Annotated in this window: 11 protein-coding genes; 8 read left to right on the top strand and 3 right to left on the bottom strand. The window is 37.6% G+C overall.

From position 1 onward, the window contains the following. Positions 1–82 precede the first annotated feature (82 nt). Positions 83–808, bottom strand: coding sequence for a glycerophosphodiester phosphodiesterase (locus QRE67_RS25355; RefSeq protein ID WP_286122908.1), 726 nt, complete (start codon positions 806–808; stop codon positions 83–85). Positions 809–959: 151 nt separating this feature from the next. Here QRE67_RS25355 and QRE67_RS25350 point away from each other — a divergent pair, with 151 nt between their 5' ends. The 4 genes from QRE67_RS25350 to speB all read left to right on the top strand — a co-directional run bounded on the left by QRE67_RS25350 (position 960) and on the right by speB (position 4,869). Next, a complete protein-coding gene (locus tag QRE67_RS25350; protein ID WP_286122907.1) occupies positions 960–1,367 on the top strand; it encodes a MerR family transcriptional regulator in 408 nt (135 codons plus the stop codon). A 5-nt stretch (positions 1,368–1,372) separates the two neighbouring features. After that, positions 1,373–2,536 (top strand): MFS transporter, encoded by a 1,164-nt coding sequence (locus QRE67_RS25345; protein ID WP_286122906.1) that lies wholly within the window; start codon positions 1,373–1,375, stop codon positions 2,534–2,536. A gap of 186 nt (positions 2,537–2,722) precedes the next feature. Next, on the top strand, positions 2,723–3,550 hold the full coding sequence (gene speE, locus QRE67_RS25340) for a polyamine aminopropyltransferase (protein WP_286122905.1): 828 nt from the start codon (positions 2,723–2,725) through the stop codon (positions 3,548–3,550). 446 nt (positions 3,551–3,996) lie between these two features. Then, the gene (gene speB / locus QRE67_RS25335; protein WP_286122904.1) at positions 3,997–4,869 is read left to right on the top strand and encodes an agmatinase; all 873 of its coding nucleotides are present in this window, start codon (positions 3,997–3,999) and stop codon (positions 4,867–4,869) included. 256 nt (positions 4,870–5,125) lie between these two features. Here the strand turns inward: speB and QRE67_RS25330 are convergent, their stop codons facing one another. Continuing rightward, the gene (locus QRE67_RS25330; protein ID WP_286122903.1) at positions 5,126–6,163 is read right to left on the bottom strand and encodes a PTS sugar transporter subunit IIC; all 1,038 of its coding nucleotides are present in this window, start codon (positions 6,161–6,163) and stop codon (positions 5,126–5,128) included. A gap of 235 nt (positions 6,164–6,398) precedes the next feature. Between QRE67_RS25330 and QRE67_RS25325 the strand changes: the two genes are divergently transcribed. Beyond that, positions 6,399–6,761 carry a YxeA family protein gene (locus QRE67_RS25325; RefSeq protein ID WP_286122902.1) on the top strand — a complete coding sequence of 121 codons (363 nt, stop codon included), beginning with the start codon at positions 6,399–6,401 and terminating at the stop codon, positions 6,759–6,761. 25 nt (positions 6,762–6,786) lie between these two features. On the opposite strand, the gene QRE67_RS25320 is transcribed toward QRE67_RS25325, so the two are convergent. Beyond that, a complete protein-coding gene (locus QRE67_RS25320) occupies positions 6,787–7,773 on the bottom strand; it encodes a S66 family peptidase (protein WP_286122901.1) in 987 nt (328 codons plus the stop codon). A gap of 201 nt (positions 7,774–7,974) precedes the next feature. On the opposite strand from QRE67_RS25320, the gene QRE67_RS25315 reads away from it, so the two are divergent. The 3 genes from QRE67_RS25315 (at position 7,975) to QRE67_RS25305 (ending at position 17,434) form a co-directional block, all read left to right on the top strand. Next, a complete protein-coding gene (locus tag QRE67_RS25315; protein WP_286122900.1) occupies positions 7,975–8,415 on the top strand; it encodes a YwiB family protein in 441 nt (146 codons plus the stop codon). Continuing rightward, a complete protein-coding gene (argS, locus tag QRE67_RS25310; protein ID WP_286122899.1) occupies positions 8,412–10,082 on the top strand; it encodes an arginine--tRNA ligase in 1,671 nt (556 codons plus the stop codon). The genes QRE67_RS25315 and argS overlap by 4 nt, the downstream gene beginning before the upstream one ends. A 1,664-nt stretch (positions 10,083–11,746) precedes the next feature. Further along, positions 11,747–17,434, top strand: coding sequence for a Cna B-type domain-containing protein (locus QRE67_RS25305; RefSeq protein WP_286122898.1), 5,688 nt, complete (start codon positions 11,747–11,749; stop codon positions 17,432–17,434). The last annotated feature ends 43 nt before the right edge of the window (positions 17,435–17,477 follow it).

Raw genomic sequence — 17,477 nt, 5'->3', positions numbered from 1 at the left:
CTAGTATTGAGGGTTTTTTCATATTTTAAACAATAAAGTGAAACTTGAAGGGTTTCTACAAAAGAAAAAAGAGCTTCTTCATTCAAGAAAGAAGCTCGAAAGCACGATTTGGCCAGTCTGTAATAATGACATCAACGCCGTAATCAATCATCGTTTGTAAGTCGTTGTATTCATTGATTGTATAAGGACGGAATACATAGCCTTGCTGCTGTGCAGTTTGGATGAATTCCTTTGTTAATAGTTTAAAATTCGGATGTAGTCCATTTGCTTCTCTTTTTTTTGCTTCGGCAAGTGGATCGGCAAGTGGTTCATCGTATAAAATCGCCCTTGAAATTTCAGGTGCTACCTGTGCAAGTAATGCAACAGAATCATGATTAAACGAGGAGAATATAATTTGATTGGAAAGATGGTATTCACGAACAAGATCAATAACCTTTTCTTCAATGCCTTGGTAATGAATCACATCTGTTTTTAATTCAATATTAAGTTGTAAATTTGTTGTAGATAACCAAATGAACACTTCACGTAATGTTGGAATTTTTGCTTCGTGAAAAGATATATCTTTATGACTACCTGCATCCAGTAGCTGTAATTCTGCTACTGTTTTTTCAGAAACAAGTCCAGTTCCATTTGTTGTACGATCAACGGTTTCATCGTGAATGACAATAAGTTCACCATCTTTTGAAAGGTGGACATCAAGCTCGATACCATGGGCACCAATGCGCTCTGCTTCTTGAAACGCAATCATTGTATTTTCTGGATGTGTTCCTTTGACGCCGCGATGGGCAAAAATAAGTGGTTGTTTCATTTGAAAATCTCCTTATCGTCTCATTTCTTTCATTATGAAACTGCTACAAGAAAAATACAATGTATATGCCAAACATTTACAAAAGTATAACAGTTGCATGAAAGTTAACGTTAACGTAAAATGTAATAACGTGATGAGGGGAGGAATACACATGTATAAGATTGATGAAGTAACGAAACAAATTGGCTTAACAAAACGAACACTTCGTTATTATGAAGAAATTGGCTTAATTCATCCACCGGAGCGTAGTGAAGGGAATATTCGCCTTTATACGGATGCCGACATTGCACGCATTAAAAAAATTGTGGAAGCAAAAGAAGTATTAGGAATCACTCTCCAAGAAATGCAACAGTTCTTATCATTAAAAGAGCGCATGGAGCAAAGACGAAACAGCGATAATCCACGTGATCGTGAAGTCATTCAAGAGATTGCAGATATGCTCAAGGAACAAGTGCAGACACTAGATGCAAAAATGATACAAATGCAGCGCGTCAAAGCAGAGTTAGAGCATAGTCTACAACGAGCAACAACATTTTTAGAAAAAACAAGAGGAGAATGATGTGCATGGAGAGCAAACAACGATTAGGGAGAATGATTACAGTTTTGGCTACCTTCCTTGCTTTTTCAGGCATCGGGGTAGTCGATCCTATTTTGCCGATCATCGCTGAGAAAATCGGTGCAACGCATTGGCAGGTAGAAATGTTATTTACAGCTTATATTTTGACAATGGCAATTATGATGCTGCCAGCTGGTGTATTTGCAGCCCGTTTTGGCGATAAAAGAATGATGACAACAGGTTTAGCGATTGTAACAGTATTTGCATTTATATGTGGGTTATCACAAACGATTGCGCAGTTATCCATTTTTCGTGCTGGCTGGGGCCTAGGGAATGCAATGTTTTTCGCAACAGCGATGACATTATTAATCGCTTTAAGTAAAGAAGTGCATGAAGCAGTAGGGTTATATGAAGCAGCGATTGGTTTAGGTATGGCAGGCGGTCCGTTATTAGGGGGCTTATTAGGCGGATATTCTTGGCGTTATCCATTCTTTGCGACAAGTATTTTAATTTTATCAGCATTTATTCTTGTTTTCTTTTTTGTAAAAGAACCAGAGCGCAAAGTGAAGCGTAAAGCGGCCGGAATGAGTGAATTACTTAACCTGGTGAAATATAAACCATTTATGCAAGGTGCAATTTCAGGCATGTTATATTACTATGGATTTTTCGTTGTGCTAGCTTATTCACCGCTTATTATGCATTTATCCGCAATTCAGCTTGGTTTTGTATTTTGTGGCTGGGGACTTGCGTTAGCATATGGATCTGCTATATTAGCACATAAATTAGAAGGGAAATATGAACCAAAAACATTACTACGCTATAGCTTACTCGTATTTGCGATCTTTTTAATTGCACTATTCTTTGTAAAGGTGATGTGGTTACAAATTGTCCTTATCGTCCTATCGGGATTAGCATCTGGGCTAAATAATGCTTTATATACAAGTTATGTAATGGATATTTCACCTTATGAAAGATCTATCACATCAGGTGTATACAACTTCGTTCGCTGGTTAGGCGGAGCAATTGCACCAATTTTATCCGGCATCATCGGTCATACGATTTCACCACAAAGTCCATTTTTAGTAGGAGGAATTGTTGTATTAGTTGGCTGTGTTATGATTTTAATTCCTGTTCGTGAATCCATGAAAGTAGAGACAAAAACCCTTTCTTAAGAAAGGGTTTTCTTTGTTACTACATAGGTAATTTCCTTTATACACGAACAAAAACGATTTGACTAAAATATATTTTCGGTATTTTTGTACTTTTAACTATACTTTTTGTATGTTTTGTTTTATTTTTGTTAGGGGACATTAATGATGTCCCTATAATAAATTTGCAGCGAAAGGCGTGATTGTACGATGGAACTATGGTTCACTGAAAAACAAACAAAACATTTTGGAATTACGGCGCGTATTAACCGCACATTACATACGGAGCAAACAGAATTCCAAAAGCTTGATATGGTTGAGACTGAAGAATTCGGAAACATGCTTATTTTAGATGGCATGGTTATGACGACAGAGAAGGACGAGTTCGTTTATCATGAAATGGTAGCGCACGTACCTTTATTTACACATCCAAATCCTGAGAACGTATTAGTTGTTGGTGGTGGCGATGGCGGTGTTATTCGTGAAGTGTTAAAACACCCAAGCGTAAAGAAAGCAACGCTTGTTGAAATCGACGGAAAAGTAATCGAGTACTCTAAACAATACTTACCAACAATTGCAGGGGCGTTAGATAACGAGCGTGTTGAAGTGAAAGTAGGAGACGGCTTCTTACACATCGCAGAAAGCGAAAATGAATATGATGTAATCATGGTTGACTCTACAGAGCCAGTAGGACCAGCAGTAAACTTATTTACAAAAGGATTCTACGCTGGAATCTCTAAAGCGTTAAAAGAAGATGGTATTTTCGTTGCGCAAACGGACAACCCTTGGTTCACACCAGAATTAATTTCAACTGTGTTCAAAGACGTAAAAGAAATCTTCCCAATTACACGTCTATACACAGCAAACATTCCAACGTACCCAAGTGGACTTTGGACATTCACAATTGGATCTAAAAAACATGATCCATTAGAAGTAAGCGAAGAGCGTTTCCATGAAATCGAAACGAAATATTACACAAAAGAACTGCATAAAGCAGCATTCGCATTACCAAAATTTGTTGGGGATTTAATTAAATAGAAAAGCGGAAATGCCCCGTTTAGGGTCGATTGGCTAAAGTTCTTTCACACAGAAAGTGTTTTTACTTTCTTGTGTGGAAGGTTTTTAGACACGAGGTCCTGGGCATTGGAGCTGGACAGAAAAAAAGCGGAAGCGGCTCGTTTAGAATGAGAGAGGGATGGAGCTCCTGACAGAGAGGCGTAGTTTGCCTCGGAGGAAGGCGCGAAGCCATCGAACATTCTAGCCGCTGTAGCTGGATAATAGAAAAGCGGAAGCGGCTCGCTCAAGGTGTAAGGTGCAAAGCTACCGAGCATGCTAGTCGCTGAAGCTGTTTTACGTAAAGATCATCTTTTCACTAATGTAAAGAGAAGAGTGTGTTAAATCGAGAAAGAGGAGCAAGTGGCTCCAAATTTGAGAAATAATGAAAGGTTGGGATACCTTAAGTTCCATATAAGGAGGAAAAGAATATGCGTTTTGATGAAGCTTATTCAGGTAAAGTATTTATTAAAAGTCATCCAAGTTTTGAAGATGCAGAGGCTGTAATTTACGGGATGCCAATGGATTGGACAGTAAGTTATCGCCCAGGTTCTCGTTTTGGTCCTGCACGTATTCGTGAAGTATCGATTGGACTAGAAGAGTACAGTCCATATTTAGATCGTGAGCTAGAAGAAGTAAAATATTTTGATGCAGGTGATATTCCGCTTCCATTCGGGAATGCGCAGCGCAGCATAGACATGATTGAAGAATATGTAACAAAACTATTAGATGCCGATAAGTTTCCACTAGGTCTTGGTGGTGAACACCTAGTGTCTTGGCCAATTTTTAAGGCAATGGCAAAAAAATATCCGGATTTAGCAATCATCCATATGGATGCTCATACTGACTTGCGTGAGTCATATGAAGGGGAGCCTTTATCCCACTCTACACCAATTCGTAAAGTGTGCGATTTAATTGGTCCAGAAAACGTATATTCTTTCGGGATTCGTTCTGGTATGAAAGAAGAGTTCCAGTGGGCAAAAGAAGTGGGCATGAATTTATACAAATTTGACGTATTAGAGCCGTTAAAGGAAGTATTGCCAACGCTAGCAGGACGCCCTGTTTATGTCACAATTGACATTGATGTATTAGATCCAGCACATGCTCCTGGAACGGGAACATTAGAAGCTGGTGGTATCACATCAAAAGAACTATTAGATTCCATCGTTGCAATTGCAAATTCAAATATAAACGTAGTCGGAGCAGACTTAGTAGAAGTAGCTCCTATCTATGACCATAGTGATCAAACGCCAATCGCAGCAAGCAAATTCGTGCGGGAAATGCTGCTCGGTTGGGTAAAATAAAAGCGTAGGCAGCTTGCTCAGAATCGCAGGTCGTTGGAGCACTCGACCGAGAGTGTGAAATGGCCGTAGATTCTAGCTGCCGTAGTTAGATAAAATAAAAGCGGAAGCGGCTTGCAGCCCCCATATATCGGCGTTTTTTCAAATATATCGACCGAATGGGTGAATATATCGATGCTTCTGCAAAATTCGACATCTACCTACAAGTTACGTATAAGAAAAGGAGCTAGTCCCATACTATGGAACTAGCTCCTTTTTCTTATGCTACTTTTTCTTCTGAAGATACACCGCGAATTTCATCTGCGGAACGAATTGGATAATTGCGGAAAATAATTGATCCTATATATCCAATGATTGTGGTAACAATACCGCATAATACAGCTGCAATTGCTACTTTCACGATATCATTGAATCCAAAGAGAACAAGAAGTCCTGGAATTGGTGATGCTGTACCAGGAGCGTTATTTACAAGTTGGAATAAGGACGTAATAATACCAGCAAGAGCGCCACCGACAAAGTTTGTCGTGTAAATAGGGATTGGATTTGCTGCTACAACATCGGCTTGTGTTAATGGCTCAATTGCTACAGCAATCGTATCTTTTTTGGAACAAATCTTTAAACGTTTAAAGAAAATAAAGTTCATTGGAGCAGAGGCTGCTACTGCAAGACTACCAATTGCCATTGGTAAACCTGTTAATCCAAGCATAGCAGTTAGCGCCATGGAGCTTAATGGAGATGTAGAAATAACTGTTATGAGTCCGCCGAGCATAATCCCCATAATAATTGGACTTTCTGTGGTAGCGACTGAAATCATGGAGCCGATTTTTCCAAGCGTTGCATTTACAACGGGGTCCATAAGCATGGCCATACCGCGTGATAACGGTGCTGCAACAAATAAAATTGCTAGAAATTCGACACCAGCTGGTAGTTTCTTTTCTAAAAATTTAACGATAAAGGCAACAACATATCCAGCAAAAAATCCTGGTAAGATTCCAAATCCACTACATGCAATACCGATTAAAACAGCATATACAGGAGATACACCGATTGCGAGTGCCACTAAAATAGCAGCGGCGACACCACTCATGCTACCGGAAGCTTCACCGACAGATTGTAAAAAGTTGTTGTGGAACATTTCGCCACCAATATAGCGATGAAATGCTTCAATGAGAAAGCTTGCAATTGCAGCGTTGGCAAGAGCTCCCATTGCCTTCATTCCGTAAGGAGCACGAAAGCTAAAAAGTGTAAAAAGAAATAGTACAACGAGTAGTAGTGCTAAACCTTGCAAGATTGCCATCTGAAAAACGTCCCCTTTTTGATTTTTGTTTATAAAAATTTGTATTATTTAATAATAATACAAAAGTTGCTGGAACAGAAAAATTTTTTATTAGGGAAATACTTCAAACGATGTTCCTTACAATAGTGTAAGGAAAGTGTAAGACATTTCAATAGAGTATAGTATGCCCTTTTCCATATAATACAGATATGAGTATGTGACGGGTAAAAAAGATATATCAACAGGAGGCGCATATATGAAATTGGTAATTAGAGTTTTAGCCGTTTTTGCCATTCTTTTAGGTGGCACGGCGTTTTATTTACATTCAAAAACAGAAGGTGTTCAAGCCTTTGTAGATAATTTCTTTTCAAATAAGGAAATACAAGATTATTACGCTGTCATAAATAAAGGTGAAAAAAAAGATGACGAGTATTTATATACATTCACAGGTTACTCTGAAGATGGTAAGCAGCAAATCATAAGAAAAATGATCAATCGTAAGCTTCATCCAGGGGCCTTTATTAAAATTTATGCAAAAGGAACCCAAGGAAAAGGATGGGCTGAAGTTTCGAAAGAAAATATCCCAGAGAAAGCATTAAAGAAATTACAGAAGTCATAAAAAGGAGCGAATCATTCGCTCCTTTTTAATGTGCTAATAACGTGATCGAAGATTGTTTTTGATTTGCAATGATTTTCACACGTCCACCAATTGGGAAAGTGAAGATTGGAGTTGTATGACCAAAGTTGGCATTTGCAATTATAGGAATGTGAGAAAGCTCCTGTTTCGAATAAATCATTTCTTGGATATCTTCTATGACAGCTTCAGATCCTTTTTGTAGTCTTCCAATCACAATGCCTTTTACATGTTCAAAATCCGGCTGTTGCATGAGAGAGTGTAAGTAACGATCAAAAGTCTTAACTGTAGCTTTTCCTGTGAGAGCATCTTCTTCTAAAAATAATATTTTATCTCGCAAGTTCGGCATATATACTGTACCCTGCAGTAAATTAAAGGTACTCATATTGCCACCAATAATTTCTCCAATTGCTTCTCCCTCATGTATGGAAACATACCCTTCATTTTTGAAGAAAGTTCGATTTTCTTGGTCAATGTACCAAGAGTCATCGCTCCACGTTTCAGCAGGGTGTATTTCTATCGGCTCTTCAGCAGTCATGCATTTTAAAAAGTAATCGATTGTATAATCAAGACCTTTTTCCATTCCGAATGAAGAGAAATGAGGGCCTGAATATGTAATAAGACCAGACTTTGTATAAATCGCGTTGCCTAGAGCGGTAATATCAGAATACCCACAGAGAATTTTGGGATGGCTACGAATCAAATCATAATCTATATGGTTTAGCAGCCCATTGGAATTATATCCTCCAAGTGTTGTTAAGATTGCTTTCACACTTTGATCAGCGAAAGCTTCATGAAGGTCATGAATACGGGAAGAAGCAGAAGAAGAAGCAAAACGGTCGATTTCTTCCGCGTTTTTTGAAAATGTAACACGAAAGCCCATATTTGTTAGTCTCTTAATAGCGAGTTCTCGATTGTAATCTGAGACAATGCTTAAACTACAAGCTGGTGAAATGATTCGAATCTCATCACCTTTTTCTAATTTTGGCGGTATCATAAAAACATCCCCTTAATGAAAGAAAATTTAGATTTAAAAGATATTTTATCATGAAGAATCTATCTTTATAAATTGTTTTTTCGAAACGTAGTTTTCCTGATTTTTCAGCAGACAGACATAGGTTTTTTTTGATATGATAAGGAAAGTGATTTAATATAACTTATACTTAATATCTATAACATTTTGAAAGGTGTGCAAGACGTGGAGAAACAACTTGCAGGCTTGCCGGTGCACGTTCATTTCGTAACAGAAATCCGTGAAGGGGCACGAAAGGAAACTATTGCTTTTGACGCAAATGGTCAATACTATGTAAAAGGTCAAAGTACATATGTAACGTTTCAAGAGCCGAACGAACAAGGCGAAGTGAAGACAATTATAAAAATCCAAGATGAACAAGTTCTCATCATGCGTTCAGGTGCTGTATCTATGCGTCAAACGCATACAAAAGGTGAATGGACAACTGGTACGTATACGAGTCAGCTTGGCACGTTTGCATTGCAAACGAAAACAGATAACGTTCTTTTTAAATGGTCGGAAGAGAAGAAAAAAGGACAACTCTTTTTAACGTATGCATTGCTTCTAAGTGAACAAGAAGCAGGTAGATATACAATTACGATGAATTTGAAGGAGGCAACAAAATGAATTCCTTAGAACAAGTAAAAGAATTGATTAAAGAGGAAATCAAAGCTGCTGTATTAAAAGCGGAATTAGCAACAGCAGAACAAATTCCAAACGTTGTATTAGAATCTCCGAAAGACAAAACACATGGTGACTTCTCTACAAACATGGCGATGCAACTTGCGCGTGTTGCGAAAAAAGCACCTCGTATGATCGCAGAAGAGCTAATTGCAAACTTCGATAAGGAAAAAGCTTCTATTGAAAAGATTGAAATTGCTGGTCCTGGTTTTATTAACTTCCATATGGATAACAGCTATTTAACAGATTTAATCCCAACGATTATTAAAGCTGACGGAGCTTATGGTGAAACAAACACTGGTAAAGGTGAAAAAGTACAAGTTGAGTTCGTATCTGCAAACCCAACAGGTGACCTTCACTTAGGACATGCACGTGGTGCAGCAGTTGGTGATACATTATGTAATGTATTAGCAAAAGCAGGATACAACGTATCTCGTGAATACTACATTAATGATGCTGGTAACCAAATTCATAACTTAGCACTTTCTGTTGAAGCTCGCTACATGCAAGCGTTAGGTTTAGAAAAAGAAATGCCAGAAGACGGTTACCATGGTGCTGATATTATCGGTATCGGGAAACGTTTAGCAGAAGAGTTTGGTGATCGTTATGCGAAAGCTGACGAAAAAGAAAGCTATGAATTCTACCGTGCGTACGGTTTAAAATATGAATTAGCAAAACTTCAAAAAGACTTAGGCAGTTTCCGCGTTGATTTTGATGTTTGGTATTCAGAAACATCACTATATAAAGACGGGAAAATTGACCAAGCTCTTGCAGTGTTAGAAGAGCGCGATGAAATATTTGAAGAAGAGGGAGCTACTTGGTTCCGTTCTACAACTTATGGCGATGATAAAGACCGCGTATTAATTAAAAACGATGGTTCTTACACATACTTAACGCCAGATATCGCATATCACCGTAATAAATTAGAACGTGGATTTGATAAATTAATCAACATTTGGGGTGCTGATCACCACGGTTACATTCCTCGTATGAAAGCAGCAATCCAAGCGCTTGGTTATGATAAAGATACGTTAGAAGTAGAAATCATCCAAATGGTACAACTATACCAAAACGGTGAAAAAGTGAAAATGAGTAAACGTACAGGTAAAGCTGTTACATTACGTGAACTTATGGAAGAAGTAGGCGTGGACGCAATGCGTTACTTCTTTGCAATGCGTAGTGGTGACTCTCATTTAGACTTTGATATGGACTTAGCGGTATCAAAATCAAATGAAAACCCTGTATACTATGCACAATATGCTCATGCACGCGTATGCAGCATCCTTCGTCAAGGTGAAGAGCTAGGCTTAGCGGCAGGCGGAGATGTGAACTACAAACTTGTTTCCTCAGAGAAAGAAGTTGACTTACTGAAGAAACTGGGAGAATTCCCAGCAGCGGTTGCAGAAGCAGCACAAAAACGTCTGCCACACCGCATTACAAGCTATACATTTGAATTAGCAGCAGCACTTCATAGCTTCTACAATGCAGAAAAAGTATTAAACCAAGATAACTTAGAACTAAGTAAAGCTCGTTACGACTTAATGCGTGCAGTACGCATTACACTTCAAAACGCATTAGCAATCGTAGGAGTATCTGCACCAGAGAAAATGTAATAGGAAAAAAAGATACCTATTTTTGTTTATAAATGATATACAAGTTGACATAAAAATGTCTGATCAGACGTCAAAGAAAGAAGCATACTGAAAAACCGTGTGGGGGAAAACCTCACGTATGGCTTGATAAGGGAAAGCTGCAACAAAAAAAGAGATGGCAAAGCCATCTCTTTTTTGTTTTTTTATTCTAAATATATGTTATGGTGATGAAGTAAGAATGGAAAAACACTAATTAACTATTGATTTTTGGGAACGATTCTAGAATAATAGGTTGTCGGGGGTAAATTTATCAAAAAGCCGTACATGTATTATTAGTTGGTGGAATGTTACTAGGAAATGGTGTGATTGTTGTAAATGATATTGTTACATCTATATCAATACTAAAATAACACTGCATCTAACCAAGTATCTACACAATTAGTAAGTAATCTTGAAAACTTCCAATCTAGTCAAAAAACTAGGGATTTTATGTCTAAAATAGTACATATGGTCCAACTAAAGTTTTCATGATTTGATAAAAATGGTGAAAAAAGATAAATTTCTCGGTTTTGCTATTATCATCATTTATATATATATCGACATTAAACTTTAATGTCGCTCTAGAAAAGCTAACGCTTCTTAGCTAGTAAGTGAAATGTATATATAAGTTCATTTTAATTCTTCGACATAGCCACGGATCCATTAGGCAAATTACTTTTTCTCGACACTCATTGATAGGCTCCAAAAATGAAAAGGCTGATTTTCGTATTTCTGCACGATGCACATGAAATCAGTTGACAATCACACTCTTTTTTAGTTACCCCCAAATTCGTTCCACTTTATTCAGATTTGGAGAATATGACTTTCATCTTCATAGGCACACAATACTTCATCCGGAGCGTTTTTAATTATATAGCGCTGATATTGGAACGTTTCTTGTTTTTCTTGTCTGATTGTTTCGGTGTGTAGGGCGGTTATGTAACTAAACATAAAACGTTTTAACATATGTCCAATTTGACCTCAACTCATGATGACAGAAAACGTATCTTCAATGACATCCTTTAGAATACGAGTATCCTAGCACGTTTCACAGCTGTAACCTTCTTCGGCTGGTGTGCTCAATTCGATTATACGCTGTACTTCTTGTTATTCTTCAGGAGGATAAGTATGGGAGTTGGTCAAATGCATATTTGCTGTGAAGTAGCTCGTCCATACTTGCCTGCACTGAAATTTTTTGCGTATTGAGCAATCGTTTGCGGTAGATATGAAGAAGTTTCGGAAACTTTACGGCATAATAAGGTGAACGACTGTCATGAGTTTTATCGTGAACGCTTGTTGAATTGTCTTCTGCTGACTTTGAAGTTGTTCTATGGCCCGTTCATGTGTATTTGTAATTTGAATTCCTTTATTAAACTTTGTCCTTTACCTTAGCTGTTTTTGTTAAACAATACAGACTCAAAATACCACAGTTTAGATATGTCGGAGAAATTAGAGGAATCTATATAAAAGTCAAATTTCAAGTTTCTGAGCAATAGAAGGGTTGAGAAAAGAGAAAAAGATGATAATAGCTATCAAACATATTTAAGTAAAATAGCTTAATGACATTGAATAATAGAATCTTTGTCATAGTATGTTTGTACCAGAATCTAGAAACATTTAATTTTATAGGGAGGATAACAGAAAGCATGTATTTAAAAAGAATAACTTCGATTTTTTCGATTATAATGATTTTTATGTTTACTATAGGTCAGAGTTTTTTAGGTATAGTAGCAAATGCACAAGAGTTAAACACAGCAGGACTTGTGGATAGTTTTCAGATTGGTAAAACAAATCTACAGACCACAGAACGGACTAAAGTAACTGTAAACTTCAGTGAAAAAAATGGACTTAGGCTGAAGTCTGGAGACACACTAACATTAACGCTGCCTCCAGAATTAAAAGGATTAGATAGAGAGTTTCCATTAGATGACTATGGTACTTGTAAAGTCACTGCAGGTACTGTGGTATGTACATTTAATGATAAAGTAGATGCATATGAAAATATTAAAGGGTATTTAAACTTTTACGTGGAAGCTGCTAATGTAGGAACGGATCAAAAGAAAGAGATTGAAACCAATTTCGGTACAAATGTAGATAAGCAATCTGTAACAATTACCGGCCCAAGCAGTGGTGGTACAGATCCTGGAAAGCCACCGTTTTTTTATAAAACTGGTGATATGAACTCAGGTAAGGACAATGAAGTACGTTGGTTCTTGAATATAAACTTAAATAAAGAAGAGTTAAGTCGCGATATTGTTGTGACTGATAATTTACAGGAAGGTCAAACACTTAATAAGGATAGTTTCTATATAATTATTGATGATTATCTAGGTCGTCGATCTTTAACGCTACAAGAGTTTGAAAAGCAACGTTACGGAACGATTACCTTTACTGGTGACAGATCATTTAAAGTTGTGCTTTATAAGGATAAAGCACGTCTTGCCTCCTTTTCGATTGGTTATACATCTACTATAACGGAAGCCGGAAAGAAGCAAGAGTTTTTTAAGAATGATTATACGATTGATTACCAAGTTTTTCACAAAGACCCAGTTACTGAATCGGGTAGTTACCCAGTCGAAAATATGACAGCTGACGGTGGTGCTGAAGGTAACGAGGTTCCAAAAGGAACGCTAAAAATTGTTAAACATATTGAAGGAAATAAAGAAAAAGTAATCCCGAATGTTTCGTTTAAGTTGTATAAAGAGTCTGGTGAACAAGTTGGGGGCGAATATAAAACAAATGAAAAAGGGATAGTTGAAACTCCTAAATTATCACCAGGTAAATATTATGTGCAAGAGGTTTCAGCTCCAGACTATATTGATTTCGATCCTCAGACAAAAGTAGAGTTTGAAATAGAATCAGATGCTGAAAATGGAGTCGAATTGCCAATTTCCAATAAAGTGAAAACTACATCTGTTACAGGAACAAAGACGTGGAAAGGCGATAATGCGAAAGATCGTCCGACGATGATTAAGGTAGACTTACTACAAAATGGTAAAGTGATCGCAACACAAGAAGTAACAGAAGCAACAGGCTGGAAATATGAATTCAAAGACTTAGCGGCATATGATACAGACGGAAATGCATATAAGTATGAAGTAAAAGAACAACCAGTAGATGGATATCAAACAGAAGTAAAAGGTTATGACATTACAAATACAAAAGTGGTACAAACAACAAAAGTAGAAGGAACGAAGACGTGGAAGGACGGAAACGCAACAAATCGTCCGGCAATGATCAAAGTAGACTTACTACAAAATGGCCAAGTGACCGCAACACAAGAAGTAACAGAAGCAACAGGCTGGAAGTATGAATTCAAAGATTTAGTGGTAAACGATGCAGACGGAAAAGCATATAAATATGAAGTGAAAGAACAACCGGTAGATGGATATCAAACAGAAGTAAAAGGTTATGACATCACGAATATAAAAGTAGACAAGACATCAGTTTCAGGAACGAAGACTTGGAACGATAACAATGCATCAGATCGCCCAGAGTCAATCAAAGTAAAATTACTACAAAATGGAAAAGAGATTGACACGAAAGAAGTAAGCAAGGCAACAGAGTGGAAGTATGAGTTTAAAGATTTAGTGGCATATGATGAAAATGGAGCAGCTTACAAGTATGAAGTGAAAGAACAACCAGTAGACGGATACGAATCAAAAGTAAATGGTTATGACATCACGAATACAAAAGTAGGTAAGACATCAGTTTCAGGAACGAAGACCTGGAAAGGTGGCACAGAGGAAGAGCATAAAGCCATCAAAGTAGACTTACTACAAAACGGTACAGTGATTGCGACACAAGAAGTAAGCAAAGAAACAGGCTGGAAGTATGAATTTAAAGATTTAGCAGCGTTTGATGAAAATGGAGCAGCTTACAAGTATGAAGTGAAAGAACAACTGGTAGACGGATACAAATCTGAGGTGAACGGTTATGACATCACAAATACAAAAGTAGGCGAAACGAAAGTAGAAGGAACAAAGACTTGGAACGATAACAACGCAACAGATCGTCCAAGCACGATTAAAGTAGATTTACTACAAAACGGTAAAGTAGTAGACACAAAAGAAGTAACAGCAGCAACAAATTGGAAGTATGCATTTGAAAACCTACAAGCATACGATGCAAACGGAGTAGCTTACGAGTATACAGTGAAAGAACAACCAGTAAAAGGATATAAATCGGAAGTCAAAGGTTATGACATCACAAATACAAAAGTAGGCCAAACAAAAGTAGAAGGAACGAAAACATGGAAAGACGATAATGCGAAAGATCGTCCGAAGATGATTAAAGTAGACTTACTACAAAATGACCAAGTGATTGCAACGCAAGAAGTAAGCAAAGCAACAGACTGGAAATATGAATTTAAAGATTTAGCAGCATATGATGCCGAAGGAAAAGCATATAAGTATGAAGTAAAAGAACAAACGGTAGACGGTTATCAAACAGAAATCAAAGGTTATGACATTACAAATACAAAAGTAGGCCAAACAAAAGTAGAAGGAACGAAGACATGGAAAGACGATAATGCAACAGATCGTCCGGTAATGATCAAAGTAGACTTACTACAAAATGACCAAGTGATTGCAACGCAAGAAGTAAGCGAAGCAACAGGCTGGAAATATGAATTCAAAGATTTAGCGGCATACGATGCTGAAGGTAAGGCATATAAGTATGAAGTGAAAGAACAACCAGTAGACGGATACGAATCAAAAGTAAATGGTTATGACATCACGAATACAAAAGTAAGCAAAACAAAAGTAGAAGGAACAAAAATGTGGAAAGACGATAATGCGAAAGATCGTCCGAAAGCAATTAAAGTGGACTTACTACAAAATGGCCAAGTGATTGCAACGCAAGAAGTAAGCAAAGCAACAGACTGGAAATATGAATTTAAAGATTTAGCAGCATATGATGCCGAAGGAAAAGCATATAAGTATGAAGTAAAAGAACAAGCAGTAGACGGATATCAAACAGAAGTATATGGTTATGACATCATGAATACAAAGGTTGGTCAAACAAAAGTAGAAGGAACGAAAACATGGAAAGACGATAATGCGAAAGATCGTCCTACAATGATTAAAGTAGACTTACTACAAAACGGCCAAGTAATCGCAACGCAAGAAGTAAGTGAAGCAAGCGGTTGGAAATATGAATTCAAAGATTTAGCGGCATACGATGCCGAAGGTAAGGCATACAAGTATGAAGTGAAAGAACAACCGGTAAATGGATATCAATCCGAAGTACATGGTTATGACATCACGAATACAAAAGTAAGCCAAACAAAAGTAGAAGGAACGAAGACATGGAAAGACGACAATGCGAAAGATCGTCCAGCAATGATCAAAGTAGACCTACTACAAAATGGTAAAGTGATTGCAACGCAAGAAGTAAACGAAGCAACAGGTTGGAAATATGCATTTACAGACTTAGCGGCATATGATGCCGAAGGTAAGGCATATAAGTATGAAGTGAAAGAACAAAAAGTAGATGGATACCAAACAGAAGTGAATGGTTATGACATCACGAATACAAAGGTGGGCCAAACAAAAGTAGAAGGAACGAAGACATGGAAAGACGACAATGCGAAAGATCGTCCGGCAATGATCAAAGTAGACTTACTACAAAATGGCAAAGTGCTTGCGACACAAGAAGTAAGTGAAGCAAGTGATTGGAAGTATGAATTCAAAGATCTAGCGGCATATGATGCCGAAGGAAAAGCATACAAGTATGAAGTAAAAGAGCAATCGGTAGATGGATATCAAACAGAAGTAAAAGGTTATGACATTACGAATACAAAAGTAGGCGAAACAAAAGTAGAAGGAACGAAAACATGGAAAGACGATAACGCAAAAGATCGTCCTACAATGATTAAAGTAGACTTACTACAAAATGGCCAAGTGGTTGCGACGCAAGAAGTAAGCGAAGCAACAGGCTGGAAGTATGAATTCAAAGATTTAGCGGCATACGATGTCGAAGGTAAGGCATATAAGTATGAAGTGAAAGAACAAAAAGTAGATGGATACCAAACAGAAGTGAATGGTTATGACATCACGAATACAAAGGTGGGCCAAACAAAAGTAGAAGGAACGAAGACATGGAAAGACGACAATGCGAAAGATCGTCCGGCAATGATCAAAGTAGACTTACTACAAAATGGCAAAGTGCTTGCGACACAAGAAGTAAGTGAAGCAAGCGGTTGGAAATATGAATTCAAAGATTTAGCGGCATACGATGCCGAAGGTAAGGCATACAAGTATGAAGTGAAAGAACAACCGGTAAATGGATATCAATCCGAAGTACATGGTTATGACATCACGAATACAAAAGTAAGCCAAACAAAAGTAGAAGGAACGAAGACATGGAAAGACGACAATGCGAAAGATCGTCCAGCAATGATCAAAGTAGACCTACTACAAAATGGTAAAGTGCTTGCGACACAAGAAGTAAGTGAAGCAAGCGGTTGGAAATATGAATTCAAAGATTTAGCGGCATACGATGCCGAAGGTAAGGCATACAAGTATGAAGTGAAAGAACAACCGGTAAATGGATATCAATCCGAAGTACATGGTTATGACATCACGAATACAAAGGTGGGCCAAACAAAAGTAGAAGGAACGAAGACATGGAAAGACGACAATGCGAAAGATCGTCCGGCAATGATCAAAGTAGACTTACTACAAAATGGCAAAGTGCTTGCGACACAAGAAGTAAGTGAAGCAAGCGGTTGGAAATATGAATTCAAAGATTTAGCGGCATACGATGCCGAAGGTAAGGCATACAAGTATGAAGTGAAAGAACAACCGGTAAATGGATATCAATCCGAAGTACATGGTTATGACATCACGAATACAAAAGTAAGCCAAACAAAAGTAGAAGGAACGAAGACATGGAAAGACGACAATGCGAAAGATCGTCCAGCAATGATCAAAGTAGACCTACTACAAAATGGTAAAGTGATTGCAACGCAAGAAGTAGGCGAAGCAACAGGTTGGAAATATGCATTTACAGACTTAGCGGCATATGATGCCGAAGGTAAGGCATATAAGTATGAAGTGAAAGAACAACCGGTAGATGGATATCAATCCGAAGTACATGGTTATGACATCACGAATACAAAAATCAAAGACGAAACAGGTGTAGATCCAAAAGATCCAAAAGATCCAAACACAAATAACGATTCAAAAGTTCCACCTACTGAAGAAAATGATAAGCCGACATCAATGCTTCCTAATACAGGAGGAACATCAGCGGAAATGATTTCAATCGTTGCAGGTATGATATTATTCGTTTTAGGTGGAATTCTATTCACTCGACAACGAATAAAATAATAAAAAAGCTTTAAATTATTGATTACATTGTAATCTGAGTAGT

Source organism: Bacillus sp. DX3.1 (genome assembly GCF_030292155.1).
Lineage (GTDB): Bacteria > Bacillota > Bacilli > Bacillales > Bacillaceae_G > Bacillus_A.
The sequence above is the reverse complement of the archived record's forward strand: the minus strand, read 5'-3'. Positions and strand labels throughout refer to the sequence as shown.

Excerpts from the sequence above, each read along its gene's own strand:
- QRE67_RS25305 (WP_286122898.1), top strand. The coding sequence starts at position 11,747 with ATGTATTTAAAAAGAATAACTTCGATTTTTTCGATTATAATGATTTTT.
- argS (WP_286122899.1), top strand. The coding sequence starts at position 8,412 with ATGAATTCCTTAGAACAAGTAAAAGAATTGATTAAAGAGGAAATCAAA.
- QRE67_RS25320 (WP_286122901.1), bottom strand. The coding sequence starts at position 7,773 with ATGATACCGCCAAAATTAGAAAAAGGTGATGAGATTCGAATCATTTCA.
- QRE67_RS25355 (WP_286122908.1), bottom strand. The coding sequence starts at position 808 with ATGAAACAACCACTTATTTTTGCCCATCGCGGCGTCAAAGGAACACAT.
- QRE67_RS25325 (WP_286122902.1), top strand. The coding sequence starts at position 6,399 with ATGAAATTGGTAATTAGAGTTTTAGCCGTTTTTGCCATTCTTTTAGGT.
- QRE67_RS25330 (WP_286122903.1), bottom strand. The coding sequence starts at position 6,163 with ATGGCAATCTTGCAAGGTTTAGCACTACTACTCGTTGTACTATTTCTT.
- QRE67_RS25350 (WP_286122907.1), top strand. The coding sequence starts at position 960 with ATGTATAAGATTGATGAAGTAACGAAACAAATTGGCTTAACAAAACGA.
- speE (WP_286122905.1), top strand. The coding sequence starts at position 2,723 with ATGGAACTATGGTTCACTGAAAAACAAACAAAACATTTTGGAATTACG.
- speB (WP_286122904.1), top strand. The coding sequence starts at position 3,997 with ATGCGTTTTGATGAAGCTTATTCAGGTAAAGTATTTATTAAAAGTCAT.
- QRE67_RS25345 (WP_286122906.1), top strand. The coding sequence starts at position 1,373 with ATGGAGAGCAAACAACGATTAGGGAGAATGATTACAGTTTTGGCTACC.